At 72.4% G+C, this 22300-nt stretch carries 15 protein-coding genes and 1 pseudogene; 8 read left to right on the top strand and 8 right to left on the bottom strand.

The features are described from left to right. Positions 1-17 precede the first annotated feature (17 nt). The gene (locus QC385_RS23125; RefSeq protein ID WP_279543247.1) at positions 18-857 is read right to left on the bottom strand and encodes a phytanoyl-CoA dioxygenase family protein; all 840 of its coding nucleotides are present in this window, start codon (positions 855-857) and stop codon (positions 18-20) included. A gap of 63 nt (positions 858-920) precedes the next feature. Between QC385_RS23125 and QC385_RS23120 the strand changes: the two genes are divergently transcribed. Continuing rightward, a complete protein-coding gene (locus QC385_RS23120) occupies positions 921-1853 on the top strand; it encodes a helix-turn-helix domain-containing protein (RefSeq protein ID WP_279543245.1) in 933 nt (310 codons plus the stop codon). Between the two features lie 380 nt (positions 1854-2233). Then, positions 2234-4297: an RICIN domain-containing protein gene (locus QC385_RS23115; protein ID WP_279543244.1), complete on the top strand. Its 2064-nt coding sequence runs from the start codon at positions 2234-2236 to the stop codon at positions 4295-4297. Positions 4298-4309: 12 nt separating this feature from the next. Here the strand turns inward: QC385_RS23115 and QC385_RS23110 are convergent, their stop codons facing one another. Beyond that, positions 4310-5536, bottom strand: coding sequence for an SLC13 family permease (locus QC385_RS23110; protein WP_279543242.1), 1227 nt, complete (start codon positions 5534-5536; stop codon positions 4310-4312). A gap of 98 nt (positions 5537-5634) precedes the next feature. After that, on the bottom strand, positions 5635-8022 hold the full coding sequence (locus tag QC385_RS23105; protein ID WP_279543241.1) for a SpoIIE family protein phosphatase: 2388 nt from the start codon (positions 8020-8022) through the stop codon (positions 5635-5637). A gap of 257 nt (positions 8023-8279) precedes the next feature. Between QC385_RS23105 and QC385_RS23100 the strand changes: the two genes are divergently transcribed. The 3 genes from QC385_RS23100 (at position 8280) to QC385_RS23090 (ending at position 14644) form a co-directional block, all read left to right on the top strand. Further along, entirely contained in the window at positions 8280-11378 is a 3099-nt protein-coding gene (locus tag QC385_RS23100) for a glycoside hydrolase family 2 TIM barrel-domain containing protein (protein ID WP_279543239.1), read from the top strand. Between the two features lie 154 nt (positions 11379-11532). Further along, a complete protein-coding gene (locus tag QC385_RS23095; protein WP_279543238.1) occupies positions 11533-13776 on the top strand; it encodes a glycoside hydrolase family 9 protein in 2244 nt (747 codons plus the stop codon). Between the two features lie 76 nt (positions 13777-13852). Then, on the top strand, positions 13853-14644 hold the full coding sequence (locus QC385_RS23090; protein WP_279543237.1) for an alpha/beta fold hydrolase: 792 nt from the start codon (positions 13853-13855) through the stop codon (positions 14642-14644). Here QC385_RS23090 and qcrB read toward each other — a convergent pair. Both qcrB and QC385_RS23080 read right to left on the bottom strand, forming a co-directional pair. After that, complete coding sequence (qcrB, locus tag QC385_RS23085; RefSeq protein WP_279543235.1) at positions 14604-16085, bottom strand: cytochrome bc1 complex cytochrome b subunit; 1482 nt, start codon at positions 16083-16085, stop codon at positions 14604-14606. The two genes, QC385_RS23090 and qcrB, sit on opposite strands and share 41 nt — an antisense overlap. Next, on the bottom strand, positions 16082-17014 hold the full coding sequence (locus QC385_RS23080; RefSeq protein ID WP_279543234.1) for a sigma-70 family RNA polymerase sigma factor: 933 nt from the start codon (positions 17012-17014) through the stop codon (positions 16082-16084). The genes qcrB and QC385_RS23080 overlap by 4 nt, the downstream gene beginning before the upstream one ends. A gap of 186 nt (positions 17015-17200) precedes the next feature. On the opposite strand from QC385_RS23080, the gene QC385_RS23075 reads away from it, so the two are divergent. From QC385_RS23075 to QC385_RS23065, 3 genes are all read left to right on the top strand, one after another. Beyond that, positions 17201-17446 carry a hypothetical protein gene (locus QC385_RS23075; RefSeq protein ID WP_003994883.1) on the top strand — a complete coding sequence of 82 codons (246 nt, stop codon included), beginning with the start codon at positions 17201-17203 and terminating at the stop codon, positions 17444-17446. Positions 17447-17449: 3 nt separating this feature from the next. Further along, positions 17450-17827, top strand: a complete 378-nt coding sequence (locus tag QC385_RS23070) for a toxin Doc (RefSeq protein ID WP_279543233.1) — start codon at positions 17450-17452, stop codon at positions 17825-17827. Between the two features lie 291 nt (positions 17828-18118). Next, positions 18119-19771 (top strand): RICIN domain-containing protein, encoded by a 1653-nt coding sequence (locus QC385_RS23065; RefSeq protein WP_279543231.1) that lies wholly within the window; start codon positions 18119-18121, stop codon positions 19769-19771. A 61-nt stretch (positions 19772-19832) separates the two neighbouring features. Here the strand turns inward: QC385_RS23065 and QC385_RS23060 are convergent, their stop codons facing one another. The 3 genes and pseudogenes from QC385_RS23060 to QC385_RS23050 form a co-directional block, all read right to left on the bottom strand. Further along, complete coding sequence (locus QC385_RS23060; protein WP_279543230.1) at positions 19833-21002, bottom strand: lactate 2-monooxygenase; 1170 nt, start codon at positions 21000-21002, stop codon at positions 19833-19835. Between the two features lie 82 nt (positions 21003-21084). Continuing rightward, on the bottom strand, positions 21085-21777 hold the full coding sequence (locus QC385_RS23055) for an alpha/beta fold hydrolase (RefSeq protein ID WP_279543228.1): 693 nt from the start codon (positions 21775-21777) through the stop codon (positions 21085-21087). Between the two features lie 108 nt (positions 21778-21885). After that, a pseudogene (locus tag QC385_RS23050) lies at positions 21886-22224 on the bottom strand (cytosine permease); the annotation flags it as partial. Positions 22225-22300 lie beyond the last annotated feature (76 nt).

The following is a 22300-nucleotide window of genomic DNA, read 5'->3' as shown; positions in this document are numbered from 1 at the left end:
ACCGGCCTGCGGAGCACTCAGTGGGGCCCCTGCGCCGCGAATTCCGTCCCGCAGGGCCCCGCCCCCTCGCTCTCCGGCAACTCCACCCTCGCCCCGTTCATCGTCAGCGTCCGGTAGAACCCCCCGATCCGCTCCGCCGACCGCCCCACGTAATGGCCGATGAACGACCGCCGGAACCGATCCGCCGCACGGTTCGGCTGCGACCCGTGCACCAGGCTGCCGTTGAAGAACAGAACATCCCCCGGCTCCATGTCCACCGGCACCGTCGCCAGCCCGGGCGGCGGCGGAACGTACTCCCGGGCGAAGGACACCCCCGCGTCCGCCTCCTCCGGGCAGAACAGATCCATCCGGTGCGTGCCCGGCACGACCTCCAGCCCGCCGTTCTCCCGGTCGATCACCTCACAGGCCAGCCACGCCGCCACACAGGTGCCCGGCTCCACCCGCAGATAGAAGTTGTCCTGGTGCAGCGCCTGCCCCCGGGCCCCCGGCGGCTTGAAGTAGAACATGCTCTGCGCGGCCAGGACCTCCTCCCCGAGAAACACCTCCAGAACCGTGCGCAGCCGGGCGTCCAGCAGGACGTCGCGAGCGAGGTCGCTGATCTCGTGCGGGTGCATCACCCGCGGCCAGACGTGCAGCGGATCGGCGCCCGGCCCGGAGGCGCGCGGCTCGAAGTGCCCGGGGACCGGTCCGGCCGCACGCAGCGCCGAGAACTCGTCGCACAGCCGCTCGGTCTCCTCGGCCCCGAAGAGCCCGCGTACGACCGTGAAGCCGTCCTCCTCGAAACGCTCCCGGTACCGCCGGAGCGCGGCGGGGTCCAGGATGGGAGCGCCGGCGGCGCCATTGCCCGTGACTGTCATGAGCGCACTCCTCGGTCAGGTGTCCCCGGCACGACACGCTAGGCCACCGAGCCGTCGAGGAGGATGCCCGTGGGTGCTGACGGATTGCCCGCCACTGCTGAGCACGGGTACGAGGGGGACCCCGCACCGCCGCCCGGCCTGGTCGTGCTCGGCCACTTCGACCAGCCGCCCGGATACGTCGTCAACCGGCCGCGCGGATCGGCGAGTTGGCTGTTCACCTGGACCACGGCAGGCCGCGGACGGTTCTGGCAGGGCGGCGTGGAGACCTCGGCCGGCGCGGGCCGGCTGGTGGTGCTCGCCCCGGGTGTCCCGCACGGTTACGCGGTCGGGCCCGGCGCCCGGCACTGGCGGTTCTGGTGGGCGCACTGCCAGGCCCGCCCGTCGTGGGCCGGGTGGCTGCGGCCGTACGACGCCGGTGACGGGGTGTACGTGGTCACGTCGGCCCCCGCCACAGTGCACGGCCGTGTCGAGGCGGCGTTCCGGCGGATGCACGCCGATGCCCGCCGGCCCGGCGCCGGGGTACCGCCCGACGCGGTGGCCCCGGACGGGCAGATCGCTGTCGCGCACGGCAGCGCCGCCCGCGAACTGGCCCTGTGCGCACTGGAGGAGATCGTCCTCCTCACCACCGCCGGTGCCCGCCCGGCGGCACCTCGTCCCGGGCTCGACGCACGGGTCCAACGGGCCCAGGAGCTGATCGAGGCCGACCCCGGCGCCCCGCACACCGTCCGCTCGCTGGCCGAGCAGGTCTCCCTGTCGCCGTCCCGCTTCGCCCATCTGTTCAGCCGCCAGCTCGGCCGGTCGCCCATGCGCGCCCTGCGCGAGGCGCGGCTGCGGCACGCCGCCCGGCTGCTGGAGGGCACCGATCTGCCGGTGGAACGCGTCGCCGCGGCCTCGGGTTTCGCCAGCCCGTTCCACTTCAACCGCGTCTTCCGCGAGCGCTACGGCACACCTCCCGGCGCGTACCGGAACGCGGTGCACGGCGGTCGGCGGGGCTGAGGGGCGGTATCGTCATTGGTTCTGAGAGGAGACCTGGAAAGGGTCACGCCGGGAAGGCCCGAGGGGTGTGAGCTGCTGTGCGGAGGGCAGTTCAATGGTTTCCGGGCGACGCCCGGGACCGGGCGAAAACACACCGCGAAAAACAGAGGGGACAGCCCGGAAATCCCTTTCGCGCCGCACATTGACACTTTGTCAAAAGTCCCTGGCCGCGTACGCAATGCACGAAACCGTGAGATCCCTTGTTCCCTGTCGCTGACCTGTGCAAAGGTGTGCCTTGTCGGCGTCCGGATCACACGCCTTTCTTCGTGTGCGCGAGCCACCGGGTCGACATACCCCTTGGTATGGACTTTCTTCCGCATGTCCGTGAGAGGAATGCAGCCGTGAACGACGCAGGCCCGTCGAATTCCCCGGGTCCGGCCCGCAGGATCGGCGCGACGGACGAGGAACTGAGCGCCGAGCTCAGGAAGTGGACGGGGGCGACCCCCGCGCTTCACCCCGTCGGCGAGCTTCTGGACCGGCACTGGGAGGCGGCCTCCGCCTACGCCCGGCTGTGCACCGACGGCCCGCGTTCCGCCGGAATACTCACCACCGCCGCATTCACCCGGCTCTTCGGCGAAACCCTGCGCCAGACCGGCCCCACCTCCGCGTGGCGGCCCCATCTGCTCGTCACCGTACGGCGCATCGCGGCCGAGTGGGCCACCGACCACAGACGCGACATGCTGCACCCGGAACTGCTGTCCGGGGCCGGCGAGGGGGAGCGGGTGGCCGCCCGGCTGCTGCCGCAGCAGCACCGGCGTCTGCTCTCCGGTGCCTTCCAGCGGCTGCCCCAGTCCGCGCGCTGTCTGCTGTGGCACGTCGAGGTCGAGGCCGAACCGCTCGCCGTCCCCGCCGGGTTGCTCGGCCTGGACGAGGAGGGAGCCGGCGTCGAACTGGACCGGGCCCGTGACCGGCTGCGCGAGGAGAGCCTCCAACTGCACCGCGAACTCGCCCCCGACGAGGAGTGCCGGCGTTATCTGCGGCTGCTGGACGTGACGTACCGGCGTGGCGCCTTCGACATCGACCCCGATCTACGCGCGCATATCCAGGGCTGCGGGCACTGCGCAGCGGCCGCGGACCAGCTCGACCAGTTCAACCACGGGCTCGGTCTCGCCCTGGCGGAGGGCGTGCTGGGCTGGGGCGGGCGAGAGTACGCACAGGGCAGACCGAGCGGCGCGGCGGAGAGCGACGCGACCGGCGCCCCGTGGCCCGGCACGCAGACGGCCACCGCGCAGCGGGGGCTCCCCGGCGATGTGGCCGGTGAGGCCTTCCCCGACCCCGTCGTCCTCGCGGGCATGGTCGGGGAGTCGTTCACCGACCCGGTCGGCACGGCGGCCGCGCCGCCCGCCCCCGCGGCGGAGCAAGCGGCGCGGGCGTCCGCCCACGAGGGCTTCCCCGCCCCGCCCGACGCCCCACCGGCCAGTGGCACCACCCCTGGTCCGCGCCCCGAAGGCCACCGCACGGCGGCCCGCAGATCCGCTCACAAGGCGGCCCGGCGTGCCTCCCGCCGCCGCACCGTGAGCGTGGGCGTCCTGACCGTCAGCGGCCTGGTCGTCCTCCCGCTGGTCCTGTGGTCCCTGGGCAACTCCGGGGAGGGCTCCCCGCAGTCCGGTGCGGGTCGGCCCTCCGAGACGCCCGGCCCGGATGCCGGCGAGTCGACGAACGACTCCTCCTGGGTCGGGGCGGGCGACGCCGAGAAGGGTGCCCTGCGCGGCCGGCTGCACAACGTGGCCTCGGGACTGTGCGTCGGCATCGAGGGCGACAAGGCCGTCAAGGGCGCGGAGGCCGAACTCACCGCCTGCTCCTCGGCCGCCGCCCAGCAGTGGACGTACGAGACCGACGGCCTGCTGCGCAACGGCGCCGACCCCGATCTGTGCCTGGACTCGCACCTCGGCTACTCGGTGCGGCTGGCCCCGTGCACGGGAGCGTCCCGGCCGGACACCAGGGACATCCGCTACGACTTCACGCTCCAGGGCTCCCTGGTGCCCCGCTGGAACCAGGACCTCGTCCTGGCTCCGGCCGCGACCGACGGCTCGGGAGCCCTCGTCCTGAAGACCCGGGCGGACGCGGAGGTCCAGCGCTGGGCGATCGACACCTCCAAGGCGGACCTCCAGATGGAGGTCGTCAACTGGAACGCAGCCGCCCCGGCGCCGCGCCCCACACCCACTCCCTTGAAGACGCCCACGGCGACACCGGCACCGACCCCGCCCGCCGCCCCGTCGGCGACACCGCGGCCGACGCCGACCAGCGCGGCCCCCACCGACTCGGGCTGTGACCGCTACGGCTACCCCTGCGACGGGGACGGCCGGAACGGCTATCCCGGCTACGGCTACCCGGGTTCCGGCTACCCCGGTTACGGCTACGGGTACGGCGGATATGGCGGCTACGGCGGTGGCGGCCACCGCTGACCGGACGCGCGCTCAGGTCCCGGCGACGCGCAGCGACAGCCACAGCGCCGCCACGGCCGGCACCAGCGCGGCCGGCACCGTGAGCAGGCCGAGCCGGGTGAACTCCCCGAGCCCGACCCGCTGTCCGTGCTGCTGCGCGATCCGCCGCCACAGCAGGGTCGCCAGCGACCCGGCGTAGGTCAGGTTGGGGCCGATGTTCACGCCGAGCAGCACCGCCAGCACGGCACCGGGACCGGCTCCGGCGGTCAGCGGCAGCAGCACCAGTACCGCGGGCAGGTTGTTGACGAGGTTCGCCAGGACGGCGGCCAGCGCGGCCACGCCCAGCAGCGTGAGCAGGCCCGATCCGTCGGGCAGCACCCGGTGGAGCGCGTCGGCGAGCCCTTGGTCGACCACCGCCCGCACGACGACGCCGAGGGCGAGCACGAACGCCAGGAAGGCCGGGGCCGCGGACCGCACCACCGTCAGCGGGGTGGCCCGCCGCCGCAGCAGCGCCCGCACGGCCAGCACGAGCGCACCGGCCAGGGCGGCCCACGCCGGCGCGATGCCGAGGGCGGAGGCCACGACGAACCCGGCGAGCGTGCATCCCACGGTGATCAGGGCGAACAGGGGTGGCTCGGGAGGCCGCGCGGGGTCGGGGGAGGGGAGAGGGGCGGCCAGCTCGTCGTCGAAGAAGCGCCGGAACACCAGGTACTCGGCGCCGATCGCCACCAGCCAGGGCAGCGTCATCAGCGCCGCGAACCGGGTGAAGCTCAGCCCGCTCGCCGTGAAGGCCAGCAGGTTGGTCAGGTTGGAGACCGGCAGCAGCAGCGAGGCGGTGTTCGACAGATGGGCGCACGCGTACAGGTGCGGCCGGGCCTTGACGCCCATCCGGGTGGCGGTGGCGAGCACCACCGGTGTCAGCAGGACGACGGTGGCGTCCAGACTGAGCACGGCCGTGATGACGGAGGCCAGCGCGAACACCGCGGTCAGCAGCCGCGTGGGACGCCCCGCCGCCCAGCGGGCCGTCCATGCTCCGCACGCCGTGAACAGTCCCTCGACGTCGCAGAAGTGCGCCAGCACCAGCACGGCCGCGAGGAAGCCGACCACGGGCCCCAGCCGCTGGATCTCCTCCCACGCGTGGTCCGGCGGGATCACTCCGACGGCGACCGCGAGCCCGGCGGCCGGAACCGCCAGGACGGCCTCGGGCAGCCCCCGCGGACGGAGCACGGCCCAGACGAGCACGGCGGCCAGCAGCGCCACGGACAGGACTTCGGCGAGCGGGGTGTTCAGGGCGGCGTCCTCCGCGAGGTGATCAGGTCGTGCCCGCCCATGAAACCAAGGGTTGGTAAGAGAGCTCCTTACATCCCCTCGAGCAGTTCCAGCTCCGCCCAGATCGTCTTGCCCTCGGTGGTGTGCCTGCTGCCCCAGCGCTGGGTGAGCTGGGCGACCAGGAGCAGACCGCGGCCCCCCTCGTCCCAGGTCTTGGCACGGCGCAGGTGCGGGGCCGTGTGGTTGGTGTCCGACACCTCGCAGATCAGCGTGGACCCGTCGTGGATCAGCCGCAGCCGGATGGGCGGGGCGCCGTAGCGGATGGCGTTGGTGACCAGCTCGCTCACCACCAGCTCCGCGGTGAACGTGGCCTCGAGCAGCCCCCAGCGGTCGAGCTGGTCGACGACCTGCTTGCGGATGGGGGCCACCAGCGCCGGGTCGGCGGGGATGTCCCAGGTCGCCACCTGGGAGGACGGCAGCCCGCGGGTGCGGGCCAGCAGCAGGGCCACGTCGTCGGCGGAGCCGCCCGGCGGGAGCAGGGCGTGCAGCACGCGGTCACAGGTCTCGTCCAGGGAGTCGGAGGGAGCCGACAGTGCCTCGCGGAGCATCCGGTGGCTCGCGTCGACGTCCCGCTCGCGGCTCGCGAGCAGCCCGTCCGTGTGGAACGACAGGACGCTGCCCTCCCGCAGCTCCACCTCGGCGGACTCGAACGGCAGCCCTCCGACCCCCAGCGGGGGCCCCGAGGGCAGGTCGAGCTGCCGGGCCGGGCCGTCCGGCGGGACCACGAGGGGCAGTGGGTGCCCGGCCCGGGCCAGGGTGCAGCGCCGCGACACGGGGTCGTAGACCGCGTACAGGCAGGTCGCGCCGACCTCCCCGGTGCCGGCGTCGCCGCCGGACTCCTGGGACAGCCGGACGACGAGGTCGTCGAGGTGGGTGAGCAGCTCGTCGGGGGCCAGGTCGATGTCGGCGAGGGTGCGGACGGCGGTGCGCAGCCGGCCCATGGTGGCCGAGGCCTGGATGCCGTGGCCGACGACGTCGCCGACGACCATCGCGACGCGCATCCCGGACAGCGGGATCACGTCGAACCAGTCGCCGCCCACGCCGGAGCGGGTGGCGGGAAGGTAGCGGGAGGCCGCCTCCACCGCCGCGGTGCGCGGCAGGGTGCGGGGCAGCAGGCTGCGTTGCAGGGTGAGGGTCGTCTCGCGTTCGCGGGAGTAGCGGCGGGCGTTGTCGATGCAGACGGCGGCCCGGGCCGTGACCTCCTCGGCCAGCAGCACGTCGTCGGCGGTGAAGGGCTCCGGGCGGCGGAAGCGGGTGAAGACCGCGACCCCGAGGGTCGTGCCCCTGGCCTGGAGCGGCACGGACATCGTGGAGTGGATGCCGTACTCGCGGACCCGCCGGAACCGGACCGGGTCCCAGGCCAGCCACTTCTCGAGGTCGCCGCCGTCCGCTCCGGAGGCCACGACGGCGTGACCCGCGATGAGCGAGGCGGCCTGCGGGGAGCCCTCCGGGTAGACGTCCACCTGACCCGGCTTGGCCACGGCCTCGGGGCTGCCCGGGTTGACCGACTGGTGGGCGGCCCGGCGCAGGCTCACCGGCGGGGTCGGCGGGCCGGCGGACTCGCCGCCGTGCTCCCGGACGTCGAGCAGGTCGACGCTGACGAAGTCGGCGAGCGCCGGAACGCACACGTCGGCCAGCTCCTGGGCCGTACGGGTGACATCGAGGGTGGTGCCGATGCGCACGCTCGCCTCGTTGACCAGCTGGAGCCGCTCCCGTGACCGGTACTGGTCGCTGAAGTCGTGGGCGGTCACGCACACGCCCCGCACCCGCCCCGAGTCGTCGGTCAGCGGGGCGAGCCGGGCCAGCCAGGCGTGCGCGGCCCGGCTCTCGCCGCTGGCCTTCATGTAGGTCTCCATGTCCTGCCGCCGGCCCGTGCTCAGCACACGGCGCAGATACTCCTCGAGCTCCGCGTTCTGCGGCCGGCTGCCGATGTCGGTGGGCCGCAGGCCCCGCAGCCGGTCGGCCGGCAGGCCGACCAGGGCCGCCATGGCGTCGTTGACGCCGCGCAGCCGCAGCCGTTCGTCGAAGATCATGGTGGCGCAGGGCGACTGCGTCAGGGCCGCCCGCACCAGCGGGTCGTCCGGCAGCTTTCGAACGGGGGCCTCCGGCGGGGACACGGCGAGCCACTCGGCCGTCTCCGGGCCGTCCGGTGGTCTGCGGTGGGCGACGACCCAGGCGGAGACCGCGTGCCCGTCGCGGTGACGCAGCGTGACCGTTCCGCTCCAGCGGGCGTCCTCCGGCACGGGCGGCGGTTCCGCTCCGTCGGCCAGCAGCTCGATGGCCGGGCGGCCCAGGACCTCGGCGGCCGGGTGGCCCAGCAGACGGTGTGCGCCCTCGCTCCACTCGGTGAGCGTGCCGTCGGCGGCGATGACGGCACGGGCGGCCACGCCATCGTCGAACGGCTCGTCCGGACTCATCGTCGCCACTCCATACGGACACTCACAGTGATCAGAGAGGTCGCTTGAGTTCCAGACTAGTCCGTGGGTGCCCGACGTGGACCGGTAACCCCTGAGCCGCCCGGCGGCGCGCGGTCAAGGCGCGTTTCCGGCCGATGTGCCCCCCGCGGCAGAACGACGCGACCGCACTCTTGACGGCCCTGTGTGACACCTCGACAGAATCTGTTTGTTCGCGATGGGTTGTGAGTACTTCTGAGCCCTAATGAGGGAGAGCCGTCATGTCGGTCACGCGCAGATCGGTCCTGCTCGCCTCCGCCGCCGCGCCCGCGGCCGGAACACTGCTGGGTGCTCCGGAGGCGTGGGCCGCCGAGGAGGCGCGCGGCGCGTCCGGCCGCCGCACCGTCGCCCTGCGCGACGGCTGGCGCTTCGCACTGGTCAACCCGGGCGGGATCACCGACCCGACCGGCGCCTTCGCCGACGCCCACCTTCCCGGGCACGACGATTCCGGCTGGCGCGAGGTCGCCGTCCCGCACGACTGGAGCATCGAGCAGACCCCCACCACCGAGCACGGCACCACCAGCGGCACCGGCTTCCTCCCCGGCGGCCTCGGCTGGTACCGCCTCGCCTTCACTCTGCCGCCCGCCCTCGCCGGCAAGCGGATCTCGGTGGAGTTCGACGGTGTCTACATGGACTCCTCCGTCTACTGCAACGGCAAGGAGGCCGGCCGTCACCCGTACGGCTACACCGGCTTCGCGCTCGACCTCACCGACCTGGTGCACACCGACGGCACCACCGAGAACGTGCTCGCGGTCAAGGTCCAGAACCGGCTCCCCAGCAGCCGCTGGTATTCGGGCAGCGGCATCTACCGCGAGGCCCGCCTGGTGATCACCGAGCCGGTGCACGTGGCCCGCTGGGGCACCCGCGTCACCACCACCCCCGAGATCTCCGCCGAACGGGCCGTCGTCCGCGTCGACACGTGGGTCGTGAACGCGTCGGGCGCGGGCGCCGACGTCGAGGTCGTCTCCCGGATCGTCGACCCGAAGGGCCGGACGGTCGCCCGTACCTCCTCCACGGCCCCCGTCACCGGCGAGAGGACCGAGACCCACGAACTCACCGTCCGGCGCCCGGAGCTGTGGGACATCGCGGCCCCGCACCGCTACACCCTGCACACCGAACTGCGCGTCGGCGGCAGGACCACCGACACCTACCGCACGCCCTTCGGCTTCCGCACCTTCCGGTTCGACCCGGACGAGGGCTTCTTCCTCAACGGCACCCACCACAAGCTCAAGGGCGTCGACCTCCACCACGACCTGGGCGCGCTCGGCGCCGCGGTCAGCATCGACGCCGTCCGCCGCCAGATGGAGATCATGCTGTCCATGGGCGTCAACGCCCTGCGGACCTCCCACAACCCGCCCGCGCCCGAGGTGATCCAGGTCTGCGAGGAGCTGGGCATCGTCATGCTGGTGGAGGCGTTCGACTGCTGGCGCACCGGGAAGAACCGGTACGACTACGGCCGGTTCTTCGACGAGTGGTGCGAGAAGGACGCCACCGAGATGGTGCTGGCGGCCCGCAACTCGCCCGCCGTGCTGATGTGGTCCATCGGCAACGAGGTTCCCGACTCCACCTCCACCGCCGGTCTCGCCATGGCCGACCGGATCATCGCCGCGATCAGGGCCGCCGACGACACCCGCCCGCTGGTCATCGGCTCCGACAAGTACCGCCGCCTGCCCGCCAAGGGCTCCGCGGCCGATCTGATGCTGGCCAAGCTGGACGGCCTCGGCCTCAACTACAACACCGCCAAGTCGGTGGACCAGCTGCACGCGGCCTACCCGCACCTCTTCCTCTTCGAGTCCGAGTCCTCCTCGGAGACCTCGACCCGGGGCGAGTACCAGGAGCCCGAACACCTCAACACCGGCGAGAACTACACGCCGGGGAGGCGCGGCACCTCCTCCTACGACAACAACCTCGCCTCCTGGACCATGAGCGGCGAGTACGGCCACAAGAAGGACCGGGACCGCAAGTGGTTCACCGGGCAGTTCCTGTGGTCGGGCATCGACTACATCGGCGAGCCCACGCCGTACGACGTCTTCCCGGTCAAGGCGTCCTTCTTCGGCGCGGTCGACACCGCGGGCTTCCCCAAGGACATGTACTACCTGTTCCAGAGCCAGTGGACCGACAAGCCGATGGTCCATCTGCTGCCGATGACCTGGAATCACGCCGAGGGCGACACGGTCGAGGTCTGGGCCTACGCCAACGTCGACACCGTCGAGCTGTACCTCAACGGAAAGTCCCTGGGCGCACGGCGGTTCGACACCAAGAAGACCGTCGACGGCCGCACGTACCTGGAGACGACCGAGGCGACCGGCGACGACAAGACCTTCACCGACGGCCCCTACCCCGGCAGCTACACCAGCCCGAACGGCAGCGCCGGCAAGCTGCACCTGACCTGGAAGGTGCCCTACGCGCCGGGCGAGCTGAAGGCCGTCGCGCGGCGGGACGGCAGGGTGGTCGCCACCGACGTGCTGCGCACCGCCGGCGCCCCGCACGCGATACGCCTGACGCCGGACCGCAAGTCCTGCGCCGCCGACGGGCGTTCGCTGGTCTTCGTGACCGCCGAGGTGGTCGACCGGCGCGGTGTGGTGGTGCCCGACGCGGAGCACCTGCTCTCCTTCGAGGTGGCGGGCGGCTCGCTCGCCGGGCTCGACAACGGCCGCCAGGAGAGCGCCGAGCGCTACCAGGCGAGCACCCGCACCGCCTTCCACGGCAAGGCCCTCGCCATCGTCCGCTCCGGCACCAAGACGGGCACGGTGAGGGTGTCCGCCCGCGCCGACGGCCTGCGCACCGGCACGGCGACCGTACGCGCCACCAGGGCGGCGGACCGGGCCGAGACGGCCCCGCCCGCCTTCCGGCCGGAGCACCCGGCGCCCGTCGACTACCCGCACGCGGACGCCAGTTACTCCGGCCGCCCGGACACCCTGCCCGCCGCCATGCTCGACGGCGACCCGGCCACCGGCTGGTCCAACGGCTTCCACAAGCAGGCCACGGCCCTGCTGCCGGCTTTCGACGGCGCCCGCACCGAGGACTGGGTCACGGTCGACCACGGACGCACCCGCGGCTTCGACCGGGTGGACGTCTCCTTCACCGTGGACGCCACGCACAGCCTGCCTGCGTCCGTCGAGGTGGCGGTGTGGGACGGCCGTGCGTGGCGGGCCGTGGAGGACACGGCGATCGACTGGGCCACCGCCTCCGACACCCCGACGGTGATCACCTTCAGGGCCGTCCGCGGCTCCCGGATCCGGCTCACGATGACGAGCCGCCACCCCGACGAGGCCCGGGGCGCCCTCCGCATCAGCAGGCTGGAGACCCCGGCCGCCTGACTCCTCGGGCACGACGGTCCGGACGGGCGATGAACAGTCAGTCCTGTCCGGACCGTTGACGGGGCGTCACATCAGCCACAACCATGGCGGGCATCCACATCTGGGAGCGCTCCCACGCAGAGCGCCACCCGCACCTCTCCAGAGGAGCCCGGACGTGAAACGACGCAGAACCGCCCTGTTGTCCCTGACGGCCCTGCTGGCGACCGCGCTCACCGCGCTGCCCTCCGCACCGGCCGGGGCCGAGGAGGTCGAGCAGGTCAGGAACGGCACCTTCGACACGACCATGGACCCGTGGTGGGCCACCAGCAACGTGACCGCGGGGCTGTCCGACGGCAGGCTCTGCGCCGACGTCCCCGGCGGCACCACCAACCGCTGGGACGCCGCCGTGGGGCAGAACGACATCACCCTCGTGAAGGGGGAGTCGTACCGCTTCTCGTTCAGCGCGACCGGCACGCCCGCCGGGCACGTCGTGCGGGCGATCGTGGGCCTGTCCGTGTCGCCGTACGACACTTACCACGAGGTGACACCGCAGCTCAGCGTCTCCGGCGACACCTACTCCTACACCTTCACCGCACCCGCCGACACCACCCAGGGCCAGGTCGGCTTCCAGCTCGGCGGCAGCGCGGATCCCTGGCGCTTCTGCATGGACGACGTCTCCCTGCTCGGCGGGGTGACGCCGGAGCCGTACGAGCCCGACACCGGGCCCCGGGTCCGCGTCAACCAGGTCGGCTATCTGCCCGCAGGGCCGAAGAACGCCACCCTGGTCACCGACGCCACGGCGAAACTGCCCTGGGAGCTGAGGACCTCCGGCGGGAAGACGGTCGCCCGGGGCACGACCGTGCCGCGCGGCGTCGACGCCTCCTCCGGGCAGAACGTCCACTCGATCGACTTCGGCGCGTACCGCAAGAAGGGCACGGGCCTCACACTCGTCGCCGACGGCGAGACCAGCCGCCCCTTCGACATCGACGCCAGCGCCTACGAGCGGCTCCGGCTGGACTCGGCGAAGTACTACTACACCCAGCGCAGCGGCATCGCGATACGCGACGACCTGCGGCCCGGCTACGGCCGGCCGGCCGGTCACGTGGGCGTGGCCCCCAACAAGGGCGACACCGACGTCCCGTGCCAGCCCGGCGTCTGCGACTACACCCTGGACGTCAGCGGCGGCTGGTACGACGCAGGCGACCACGGCAAGTACGTCGTCAACGGCGGCATCTCCACCTGGGAGGTGCTGAGCACCCACGAGCGCGCGCTGCACGCCCGCACCGGCGACCCCCGCAAGCTCGGCGACGGCACGCTCGACATCCCCGAGAGCGCCAACAAGGTCCCCGACATCCTCGACGAGGCCCGCTGGGAACTGGAGTTCCTGCTCAGGATGCAGGTGCCCGACGGCAAGCCGCTGGCCGGCATGGCCCACCACAAGATGCACGACGAGCAGTGGACCGGATTGCCGCTGCTGCCCAGTGACGACCCGCAGAAGCGGGAACTGCACCCGCCGTCCACCGCGGCCACCCTGAACCTCGCGGCCACGGCCGCACAGGCGGCCCGCCTCTACCGGCCCTACGACAGGGCATTCGCCGACAGGGCGCTGGCGGCCGCCCGCAAGGCATGGACGGCGGCGCTGGCCCACCCCGACCGCTACGCCTCCGAGAGCGACGGCGTCGGCGGCGGCGCCTACGCCGACAGCGACGTCACCGACGACTTCTACTGGGCGGCGGCCGAGCTGTACCTCAGCACGGGTGAGAAGCAGTTCCAGGACTACGTCCTGAAGTCGCCGGTCCACACGGCCGACCTCTTCAAGCCCATCGGCTTCGACTGGGCCCGCACGGGCGCGGCGGGACGGCTCGACCTCGCCTCGGTGCCGAGCAGGCTGCCCGGCCGGGACAAGGTCCGCCAGTCCGTCGTCAAGGGCGCCGACCGCTACCTGGCCACCCTGAAGGCACACCCCTACGGCATGCCGTACGCCCCGGACGGCAACAAGTACGACTGGGGCTCCAGCCACCAGGTCCTCAACAACGCCGTCGTCCTCGCCACCGCGTACGACATCACCGGCGCCTCGAAGTACCGCGACGGCGCGCTCCAGAGCATGGACTACATCCTGGGCCGCAACGCCCTGAACATCTCCTACGTCACCGGCTACGGCGAGGTCAGCGCCCAGAACCAGCACAGCCGCTGGTACGCCCGCCAGCTCGACCCGAACCAACCGAACCCGCCGAAGGGCACCCTCGCGGGCGGGCCGAACTCGAGCATCCAGGACCCCTACGCACAGAGCAAACTCCAGGGCTGCGTCGGCCAGTTCTGCTACATCGACGACATCCAGTCCTGGTCGACCAACGAGCACACGATCAACTGGAACGCCGCCCTGACCCGCATGGCCGCCTTCGTGGCGGACCAGGGGTAGGGATCGTACGAGCACGCCGGGTGCCGGGGGAGTCCGCCGACAGGACGCCTCCGGCACCCGCGCGTAGCCTGGTGTCATGCACGCGGTGCGGGTCGACGGCATCGAGGTCGCCTACGACCGGGTGGGCCAGGGCCCGCCCCTGGTGCTCGCGCACGGCGCCACCACCGACGCCCGCCTGTGGCGTCCGCAGGTCGCGGACCTGGCCGACGAGTTCACCGTGGTCGCCTGGGACGAGCCCGGCGCCGGCCGTTCCTCCGACGTACCGCCCTCCTTCGTCCTCGCGGACTACGCCCGCTGCCTGGCGGCCGTCATCGAGGACGTGGACCTCGGTCCGGCGCACGTCCTCGGCCTGTCGTGGGGCGGGACCGTCGTGCTGGAGCTCTACCGGCACCACGCCGAGCTCGTCCGGACCCTGCTCCTCGTGGACACCTACGCCGGCTGGAAGGGCTCGTTGCCCGCGGCGGAGGTGCGCAAGCGGGTCGAGGGGGCGGAGCGGATGCTCGCGGTCCCGGACGAGGAGTTCGCACCGACCATGCCCGGCCTGTTCGCCGGGCGGCCACCGGCCGAAGCCGTCCGCCTGTTGTCCGTGATGTCCGCCGACACCCGGCCCCGGAGCATGCGGACGGAGCTCACCATCATGGCCGAGGCCGACCAGCGCGACCTGCTGTCCAAGATCACGGTGCCGACCCTGCTGCTGTGGGGCGAGCTGGACGCACGCTCGCCGGTGGATCTCGTCGCCCGTCCCCTCTTGGAGGCGATCCCGGAGGCCACCCTGGTCGTGCTGCCCGGCACCGGGCACCTCAGCAACATCGAGGCCCCGGAATCGTTCAACCGGACCGTCCGGGAGTTCTGTCGCGCCCGCTCCTGACCACGAGTTCCCCGGGCCGCTCATGGGCGGTCAGGGTGTGCAGCCGGGCCTGGTCGAGCGGCTCGTGCACCTCGACGTACTCGCCGTGCGGCAGCCGCTTGATCACGCCGGTCTCCCGGCCGTGCAGCACCAGCTCCCGGTCGCGCAGCTGGAGCCCCAGGCAGATCCGGCGGGTGACGACGAAGACGACCGCCGGCACGACGAACATCGCGATCCGCACCGCCCAGGTCACCGTGTTGATCGACAGGTGGAAGCGGGTCGCCACGATGTCGTTCCCGCCGCCCGCCAGCAGCACCAGGTAGAGGCTGATCCAGGCCGCCCCGATCGCCGTGCGGACCGGACGGTTGCGCGGCCGGTCCAGCAGATGGTGCTCGTGCCTGTCACCGGTGAACCTGGCCTCCAGGAACGGGTACACGCCGATGAAGAGCAGCAGCAGCGGGAACACCACGATCGGGATGAACACGCCCAGCACCAGCGTGTGGCCCCACAGCGTGACCTCCCAGCCGGGCATGATCCGCACCAGGCCCTCGGCGAAGCCGAGGTACCAGTCGGGCTGGGCGCCCGTGGACACCTGGTCGGCGCGGTAGGGGCCGTAGGACCACACCGGGTTGATCGTCGCCACCGCCGCCATCAGCGCGAGCACCCCGAACACCAGGAAGAAGAAGCCGCCGGCCTTCGCGAGGTACACCGGCATGAAGGGCGCGCCCACGACATTGCGTTCGGTGCGCCCGGGGCCCGCGAACTGGGTGTGCTTGTGGTACACGACCAGCAGCACGTGGACGACGATCAGCGCCGCCATCACCCCGGGGATCAGCAGGACGTGCAGCGAGTAGAAGCGGGCCACGATGTCGTCGCCGGGGAACTCGCCGCCGAACAGGAACATCGCCAGGTACGTCCCCACGATCGGCACCGACAGCAGCGCGCCGTGCACGAACCTCAGGCCCGTGCCCGAGAGCAGGTCGTCCGGCAGCGAGTAGCCGAACAGGCCCTCGAACAGGCCGAGGAAGAGCAGCAGCCAGCCGAACAGCCAGTTGACCTCCCGCGGTTTGCGGAACGAGCCCGTGAAGAAGTGCCGCATCATGTGCGTCAGCATCCCGGCGACGAAGACCAGCGCCGCCCAGTGGTGGAGCTGCCGGATCAGCAGCCCGCCGCGCACGTCGAAGCTGATGTCCAGCGTCGAGGCGTACGCCTCGGACATCCGCACGCCGTTCAGCGGCGTGTAACTCCCCTGGTAGGTCACCTCGTTCATCGACGGATGGAAGAACAGCGTCAGGTACACGCCGGTGAGGACCAGCACCACGAAGCTGTACAGGCAGATCTCGCCGAGCAGGAAGGACCAGTGGTCGGGGAACACCTTGCGCAGGTACTTCCGGCCGAGCGTGTGAGTGCCGAGGCGGCCGTCGAACCAGTCGGCGAGACGCTCGCCGCGTCCGGCGCTCACGCCGCCTCCCTGGGCAGGTGGGCGAGCTTGTCCGGGTTGGCCACGACGTAGATGCCCCGCACCCGGTCGCCCTCCGGGGTGAGGTCCAGCACCAGGACGGCGAACGGCGCGTCGCCGTCGAACAGCACCGCCGCGTCGTCGCCGTTGACCCGCCGGTAGCGGAACACCGGGTTGCTCGGGCCGCCCCGCCCGGACGTGAGCAGGCGGGCCACCTTGTCCCGGCCGTGCACCGGGCGCAGGCTCGCCGGCTTGCGCTTGCCGCCGGCGTCCGTCCACGCCGTGACGTCCGGCGCGAGGACCTCCATCAGCTCGGCGATGTCACCGCCGAGTGCCGCCCGTACGAACCGCTCGGTCGCCTCCCGCCGCACCCGCGGATGCGCCGCGTACCGCGGCCGCCGCGCGTTCACGTGCTCCCGGGCCCGGTGCGCCAACTGCCGTACGGCGGCGGGGGAGCGGTCGATGATCCCGGCTATCTCGGCGTGCGGGTAGCCGAACACCTCGCCCAGGACGAACACGGCCCGTTCCAGCGGGGTCAGCGACTCCAGGACCACCAGCATCGCCAGCGACACCGACTCGGAGCGCAGGGCCGGGCCGTCGGCGCTGTCGGCACCCTCGTCGGCGACCAGCGGCTCGGGCAGCCAGGAGCCCACGTACGTCTCCTGCCTGCGGCTGATCACGGCCCGGCGCCGCAGCGCGTGGTTGACCGCCACCCGGACCAGATAGGCCCGGGGATTGTCGACGCCGGCCAGGGGAGCGCCCCCGCCGCGGGCCGTCCAGGACAGCCATGTCTCCTGGAGGACGTCCTCGGTGTCGGCGACGCTGCCGAGCATGTTGTAGACGACGCCGAACAGCAGCTCGCGATGGTCCACGAACACCCCGGTCGCCACGTCGAGCGGGGCTGCGGTGCCGGGGACGGGGGTCTCGGTCATGCGTGGTCCTCCCAGAAGACGCGGTCACTACTGCGAGCCGCCGGGGAGCCCGGAATGTGACATCGGGAGATGTGATGTGATGCAGATCTCAGCGGATGGCCGGGGTGCGCCGCCTCAGGTACCGCGCAGTCTGCCCTCTGACCTGCTGGTATTTACGAGTCAGTACCCGAGCGGTACCGTGAAGGCATGCCAGCTCTCAACGTGGAGTTCAGCGACCGCGAACTTGAGGATTTGCGGCAGATCGCCAAGGAGCGCGGTACGTCCATGAAGGCGCTCGTGCGCGAGGCGGCCGCGGCCGACATAGCGCGCCACCGGGCCCTCCAGGAGGGGGCGGAGGCCTTCCGCAGGTTCTTCGCGACCCACGCCGACGAGTTCGCCGCGGCCTTCCCCGACGACGAACCGCCCAGCAAGGGCGAAGGGCGGGCCGCCTGACCGATGGCACCCGTCATCCATATCGACGTGCCCTGGCTGCTTCAGCGCCACGAAGAGGTCCTGCCGGACCAGCCCACCGTCAACGACTTCTCCGCGCTGGTCGCCGCCGTCGCCCGGCACCGCGTCGACCCGCCGCGCCTCGGGGTGAACTCCGACCCGGCCTGGCGGGCCGCCGCGCTGCTGCACACCATCACCGTGCTCCGCCCGCTGCCCTCGGCCAACGCCCGCTTCGCGTGTGCGACGGCCGTGGCCTACATGTTCGTCAGCGGCGTCGGCATCGACCCGCCCTACGGTGCCCTCGTCGACCTCGCCCGCGACCTGATGTCCGGTACCACCGACGTCTACGGCGCGGCCGACCGGCTGCGGTCCTGGCAGATCTGAAAAGGTCGAAAACCGGTGCGACCGGCGCGTATGTGTTCCCCTTTCTGACTTTCTGTCAATGGGCTTGATGTTGCACGGGCGCCTTGTTGGCCGTGTGGGGGTTGTGCAAGAGTGAAACAGACGTGCGGGGGGAATGGCCGAGTGTCGCACGCGTTTTGCAGACCGGGTCCGATTCGCCGTAGGTGAATTCGCACCTCCCGCGCCGCGCCAAAAGAGGTACGCACCAACCGGGCTCCTTTTTCGGCGGCAGGACTTCTGTGTGTCACATGCGCGTGGGAAGGAACCATCTCAGTGCCCACCCCCCACCCCCCTCGTCCTCCGTATCCCCCGCCCGGCGGGGATGCCGGGGAATCCGATGAATCACTCGCCGCCCCCCTGAGAGGCAGCCCGGAGGGCGGGGTCGCCGCCCATTCCGTCGCGCTGCTGATGGCGCGGCACTGGCAGCCGGTGCACGAGTACGCGGTCATCTGTCTCGCCTCGTCGGCGCAGGTCGCCGAGATGGTCACGGGGACCGCCTTCCACCGGACCCTCAACCGCCTCGCCTTCGGCGAGTCGGCCGTCGCGCTGCGCCCGGCGCTCCTGGTGACCGTGCGCGACACGGTCCGGGAGTGGTCCGCCGACGATCGGATATCCGCCGTACTGCCGGCCTTGCAGAAACCGGCCGGAGGGCGCGGGCTGCGCGCGGCGACGTCCATGACGCCCGAAAATCGCGCCCTCGCGGAGCGGGCATTTCAGGCACTTCCCGCAGCCGCGCGCTGTTTGCTCTGGCACGTCGAGGTCGAGGCCGATCCTTTAAGCGTCCCGGCCGGCCTGCTGGGCATGGATACCGACATCGCGTCGGCCGCACTCGAACAAGCGCGTGCCGCATTCCGCGAGGGTTGTGTACATGCTCATAGCGAACTCGCGCCCACCCAGGATTGCCGCTTCTACAACCGCCTCCTCGACGTCCCGATCCGCCGGGGCGGCGCACTGCTGCCCGACGTCCAGGAACATCTGGCGCAGTGCCGCTACTGCCGGAGCGCGGCCGAACAACTGAGCCATTTCGAGGGCGGGCTGGGCCCGTTGATCGCCGAAGCGGTGCTCGGCTGGGGAGCCCGCCGCTACCTCGACTCCCGCCCGGGCCGGTCCTCGCACGGCACCCGGGGCAAGCGTACGGGCCGGCGCGGCGGTGGACGGGGCGACGGGCGTCCCGGGGGCGGACGCCACCGCCTGCTGTCCCGGATCCCCGTGCAGGTGCGCCGGGTTCCGGGCGCGCGCATCCCGGACGCGGTGCGCTCCTCACGGGCGCTGCTCTCGGGCGTCGGCGCGGTGTCGGCCGGGGTGCTGGCGACCGTGCTCATCATCAACGTGTCGTCCTACGACGGCGGCCAGGCCGATCCGGCCGGCTCCAGCAGCGCCGCCGGCGGCAACGGCACCGAGTCCGTGACGCCGCCCGGCACGGCGGGGCTTCCCACGGGGGCACCGGGCGTGACGCGGCTGCGCAACGCCGGCGCCGGCCTGTGCCTCGACGTCCGGGACCTGCCGAAGGAGGGCTCGGGGACGAAGCTGGCGGAGTGCTCGACGACGTGGACCCAGCAGTGGACGTACGAGAACGACGGGCTGCTGCGCAGCGTCGCCGATCCCGGCCTGTGCCTGGACTCGCACAAGGACGCCGGCGTCGTCGTCCTCGGCACCTGCGCCGAGGAGGACTCCGAGCGGGGTGAGGACGTGCGCTACGACCTCACCGTGCGAGGGCAGTTGCTGCCCCGCTGGGACGAGCAGCTCGCCCTCGCCTCCACCAACGACGACCCCGGCGCCGACATCGTCGTCAAGGTCCGCGACCGCTCCGACGAGCAGCGCTGGCAGGCCGAGCCCGTGCCGACGGCGGCGGGCTCCCTGTCGATCGAGGAACAGGAGGGTCCGGCGGCCCGGCGGGTGACCGTGCCCCACGACCGCACGGCGTGACCATGGCGGGCCCCGGGCCCGAGCCGGGCTGCGCGGCGCACGCGTCCGCGCAGCCCGGCTGTCAGGCCGGGGCCTCGACGAGGTCGGCCGGGCCGATCGTGCCCGGCGTGGCGTGGCCCGACAGGGCGAGGGTGAGGTCGAGTTCGGCCAGCAGGCAGCGGATGACGTGTTCGACGCCCGGCCGGCCGTCGAGGCCGAGACCGTAGACGTACGGGCGGCCGACGAGGACGGCGCGGGCGCCCAGGGCGAGTGCCTTGAAGATGTCGTCGCCGGTGCGGATGCCGCTGTCGAAGAGGACGGTGAGCCGGTCGCCCACGGCATCCGCCACGCGGGGCAGCGCGTCGGCCGCCGCGACGGACCCGGCCACCTGGCGCCCGCCGTGGTTGGAGACGACGACACCGTCCATGCCCGCCTCCGCGGCCTGCCGGGCGTCGTCCGGGTGCAGAACACCCTTGAGGACGATCGGGCCGTCCCAGTTCTCCCGCAGGAACGCCAGGTCCGGCCAGCTCTTCGCCGGGTCGGCGAACATCCCCACGAAGTGCATCACGGCCGCGTTCGGATCCTCGTGCACCGGCTTGGCCAGACCCGCCTGGAAGGCCGGGTCCGAGAAGTAGTTGGCCGTGCCGACGCCGTGCAGGAACGGCAGATACGCCTGGTCGAGATCGCGCGGCCGCCATGCCAGCAGCGGCGTGTCCAGGGTGACCACGAGCACGCTGAACCCGGCCGCCCGCGCTCGGTTCAGGAAGCTGCGGGCCACCTCGGGGTCCCTGGGCCAGTACAGCTGGAACCAGCGCTCGGCGTCGCCCATCGCCTCGGCGACCTGCTCCATCGGTGTGCTCGACGCGGATGACAGGACGAAGGGCACGCCCTGCGCGGCGGCGGCCCGCGCGGCGGCGCACTCGGCGTCCGGGTGCATGATCGACAGCACGCCGACCGGGGCCAGTGCCAGCGGGGCCGGCAGGGCACGGCCCAGCACCTCGACCGACAGGTCCCGCTCGTGCACGTCCCGCAGCATGCGCGGCACGATCCGGCGGCGCTCCAGGGCCGTCCGGTTGGCGCGGGCCGTGCTGCCGTTGCCCGCGCTGCCCGCCACATAGCCGACCGGGCCGGGCCCGAGCCGCTGCTCGGTCAGCTCCTCCAGCCGGGTCAGATCGGTGGGCAGCCGCGGTACGGCACCCGTCATCCCATTCAGGTAGATCTCGTACTGGAAGTCCGCCCAGTGTTTGCCCACCGTACGCAACCGCCCCTCGTCGTCTCCTCGTCGAGACCGTGCCCGACGGCCGACGATACCGAGGGGTGTGCGCGACGGCGGATCAGGGGCGGCCCCCTGCCGCGTCCAGGATGCGGGCGAGTGCGCGCGGCTGCGAGAACATCGGCCAGTGGCCGGTGTCCAGCTCCACGAGCTCCCAGCTCTCACTCTCGAGGAGTTCGGCCACCGCCGGCATCGGCTCGTCCCGGTCGAGGAGGCACTTCACATACGTCGCCGGGAGCTCGCCCAAGGGACCTGCCAGCACGGCCGGTTCGGTGAGTGTGGCACCCGGATGCGGTGAGCCGCCGACGATCCGGGCGATCTGCTCGTCCGTCAGTCCCTGCCCCGCGTACTCCGGCGGGCCGAGCGGCGGCCAGACCCCGTCGTGCTCGGCGATCGCCTGCCGCACGGGGCCGCTCGGCCAGCCCGACAGGAACGACTCCCCGTCCACCGGCACGTTCGCGTCGACGAACACCACGCGCCGCAGCCGCTCCCCGATCCGCTCGGCGGCCTGCCCGACCGGTATGCCCGCGTAGCTGTGCCCCACGAGGACGACGTCGCGCAGGCCGAGGCGCTCCACCTCGTCGACGACGTCCCGCACGTGCGTGCGCTGCCCGGCCGGTACACCTTGCTTCTCGGCGAGGCCCGAGAGCGTCAGCGGATGGACGTCGTGCCCGGCTCCGCGCAATTCCGCGGCCACCTCGTCCCACGCCCACGCTCCGAGCCACGTCCCCGCCACCAATACGAAGTCGGTCATGCCGGCAACTTAGCCGGAGGGTCTGACAGCGCCCCCTCGGCGCCGGGCCCGGTGATCGGCGGCACCGGCACCTCGACGGTCCGGGCCAGCCGCGCGCCCTCGGGCCCGTACACCCATGGGGCACAGGATCAGCGCGCCCGCGACGACCCCGAGGAGCGTGGCCGTCAGGCCCTGCCAGAAGGAGAGGCCGAACAGGATCGGGAAGGCGCCCAGGACACAGGTGGAGAAGGTGTTGGCGCCGCCGAAGGCGAGCCGGAACAGGTCCAGCGGGGTGGCGGTGCGCTCGGCGTCAGGGATGCGGTCGACACCGTGGGCCTCGACCTCCGTCAGGGACGGGGGAGGCGTGGCGGGGGAGGGGAGGTCGGCACCCGGGGGACGTTCGGCCGGCGAGGACAAGAGGGCTCCGGCGGGGGCGGGGCGGTGGAGCGCGGGGTGGCGCGGCGGCATGGCGGACGGCCGCTCGCCGGCGCGTGGGTGTGCGGCGGCGTGCGGATCCCGTCCTCTGGGGTGCTGCCGACGGTAG

Source organism: Streptomyces sp. DH10 (assembly GCF_029813805.1).
In the GTDB taxonomy this organism is placed as follows: Bacteria; Actinomycetota; Actinomycetes; order Streptomycetales; family Streptomycetaceae; genus Streptomyces; species Streptomyces coeruleofuscus.
Note: the sequence above shows the minus strand (reverse complement) of the source record. Positions and strands in the feature narration are given on the sequence as shown.

Excerpts from the sequence above, each read along its gene's own strand:
- QC385_RS23055 (WP_279543228.1), bottom strand. The coding sequence starts at position 21,777 with ATGACCGACTTCGTATTGGTGGCGGGGACGTGGCTCGGAGCGTGGGCG.
- QC385_RS23100 (WP_279543239.1), top strand. The coding sequence starts at position 8,280 with ATGTCGGTCACGCGCAGATCGGTCCTGCTCGCCTCCGCCGCCGCGCCC.
- QC385_RS23070 (WP_279543233.1), top strand. The coding sequence starts at position 17,450 with ATGGCACCCGTCATCCATATCGACGTGCCCTGGCTGCTTCAGCGCCAC.
- QC385_RS23080 (WP_279543234.1), bottom strand. The coding sequence starts at position 17,014 with ATGACCGAGACCCCCGTCCCCGGCACCGCAGCCCCGCTCGACGTGGCG.
- QC385_RS23090 (WP_279543237.1), top strand. The coding sequence starts at position 13,853 with ATGCACGCGGTGCGGGTCGACGGCATCGAGGTCGCCTACGACCGGGTG.
- QC385_RS23075 (WP_003994883.1), top strand. The coding sequence starts at position 17,201 with ATGCCAGCTCTCAACGTGGAGTTCAGCGACCGCGAACTTGAGGATTTG.
- QC385_RS23125 (WP_279543247.1), bottom strand. The coding sequence starts at position 857 with ATGACAGTCACGGGCAATGGCGCCGCCGGCGCTCCCATCCTGGACCCC.
- QC385_RS23105 (WP_279543241.1), bottom strand. The coding sequence starts at position 8,022 with ATGAGTCCGGACGAGCCGTTCGACGATGGCGTGGCCGCCCGTGCCGTC.
- QC385_RS23120 (WP_279543245.1), top strand. The coding sequence starts at position 921 with ATGCCCGTGGGTGCTGACGGATTGCCCGCCACTGCTGAGCACGGGTAC.